Source organism: Streptomyces viridosporus, from assembly GCF_002078235.1.
In the GTDB taxonomy this organism is placed as follows: domain Bacteria; phylum Actinomycetota; class Actinomycetes; order Streptomycetales; family Streptomycetaceae; genus Streptomyces; species Streptomyces viridosporus.
Genome location: NZ_MSGP01000575.1, coordinates 1 through 1,996, shown reverse-complemented (window position 1 = coordinate 1,996; position 1,996 = coordinate 1). Strand labels below are relative to the sequence as shown.

Annotated in this window: 1 protein-coding gene; it reads left to right on the top strand. The window is 75.5% G+C overall.

The genetic code is table 11. From position 1 onward, the window contains the following. Positions 1–638 precede the first annotated feature (638 nt). Positions 639–1,976, top strand: coding sequence for a 6-phospho-beta-glucosidase (locus B7L92_RS32925; protein ID WP_081240941.1), 1,338 nt, complete (start codon positions 639–641; stop codon positions 1,974–1,976). Positions 1,977–1,996: the final 20 nt, after the last annotated feature.

Sequence of the window (1,996 nt, the reverse complement as noted above, 5' to 3'; positions counted from 1 at the left end):
GGCGGGGTCTGCGGGGGGTGCGGGGTATGCCGGAGGTGTCACTCATGTGGGGATGCCTCTCGGGTGCGGAGGATCGGTGCGGGGAGTACGTCGAGAGCGCGGATCCACGTCCTGAGAGCGCTCTCAAAGTGACGCCAATGTGCTCTGCGGCCCTTCCGCCGTCAAGAGGTGTAACCGAGAAAGTCCTTGTGCGCGGGGAGGGTTCACCTCATGAATGACGCGAATGGGCGCAAGCGCGCCGCGGCGGAGGCCGTGCGCGGAGCCCGGGGCGGACCGGGACGCCGCGCAGGTCCCTCCGTCCGGCCGCGGAAAGGGGCGGGCACGCACGGAGCGGGCGGTCACGGCCGGCTGTCTCCCGGTGCGTCGGGTCGGCAGGGGGCGGTGCGCGGCCGCCGGACCGTCGTCCACGGGGTCCGCGCGAGCGTCGGGGCGCGGTGGCTCCCGGGGCGCTCGCGCGGACCCCGTGGCGCCCGGCCCGCCGGTCCGCGCCCGTCGGTGCGTGCCGGATCCGGCCGGTCCGTGCCGGGGCCGCGGACGCGCCGGTGCGTCGGGCGCCGCGGGTAAGGTCGTCGAGGTGCCGGTCGCCAGCACTTCCGGTCCGGGTCGGTGACCGGGCGGTACCGGGGAAGGGTGCAGAGGTGAGGCTGACGATTCTGGGCGGCGGGGGATTCCGCGTGCCGCTGGTGTACGGGGCGCTGCTCGGGGACCGCGCCGAGGGGCGGGTGACCCGGGTCGTGCTGCACGATCCGGACGCCGGCCGGCTGCGTGCGATCACCCGCGTCCTGGCCGAGCAGGCCGACGGCGTGCCCGACGCCCCGCAGGTCACCGCCACCACGGACCTCGACGAGGCGCTGCGCGGCGCCGACTTCGTCTTCTCCGCCCTCCGCGTCGGCGGCCTGGAGGGTCGGGCGCACGACGAACGGATCGCGCTCGCCGAGGGCGTGCTCGGCCAGGAGACGGTCGGCGCGGGCGGCATCGCCTACGGTCTGCGCACCGTGCCCGTCGCCGTCGACATCGCCCGGCGGGTGGCCCGTCTCGCCCCCGACGCCTGGGTCATCAACTTCACCAACCCCGCCGGCCTGGTCACCGAGGCCATGTCCCGCCACCTCGGCGACCGCGTCATCGGCATCTGCGACTCACCGGTGGGCCTCGGCCGCCGCATCGCCAGGGTGCTCGGCGTGCGCCCCGAGGAGGCGTGGATCGACTACGCCGGCCTCAACCACCTCGGCTGGGTGCGCTCGGTGCGCGTCGCCGGCCGCGACGAACTCCCGCGTCTGCTCGCCGACCCCGCACTGCTCGGCTCGTTCGAGGAGGGCAGGCTCTTCGGCGCCGACTGGCTGCGGTCCCTGGGGGCGATCCCCAACGAGTACCTGCACTACTACTACTTCACCCGTGAGGCCGTACGGTCCGCCCGGCGGGCCGAGCGGACCCGGGGGGCCTTCCTGCTGGACCAGCAGGCCCGGTTCTACGCCGGGGCGGGCGATCCCGGCGTCCCCGCGCTGGAGCTGTGGAACCGCACCCGCGCCGAACGCGAAGCCACCTACATGGCCGAGAACCGCGAGACCGCCGGCGCCGGGGACCGCGAGGAGGAGGACCTGTCCGGCGGCTACGAGAAGGTGGCCCTCGCCCTGATGCGGGCCATCGCCCGCGACGAGCGCACCACGCTGATCCTCAACGTCCGCAACCGCGGCGCCCTCGCGCCGCTGGACGCGGAGGCCGTCGTCGAGGTCCCCTGCCGGGTGGACGCCGGCGGTGCGCACCCCGTCCCCGCCGACCCGCTGCCCGATCACGCCACCGGCCTGGTGTGCGCCGTCAAGGCGGCCGAGCGCGAGGTGCTCGCCGCCGCCGGGTCCGGTTCCCGCGCCGCGGCGCTCAAGGCGTTCGCGCTGCACCCGCTCGTCGACTCCGTGAACGTGGCCCGCCGGCTCGTCGATGGCTACACCGCCGTCCACCCCGGCCTCTCCTACCTCACGTGACCTCGCGCGCGGCCGCCTTG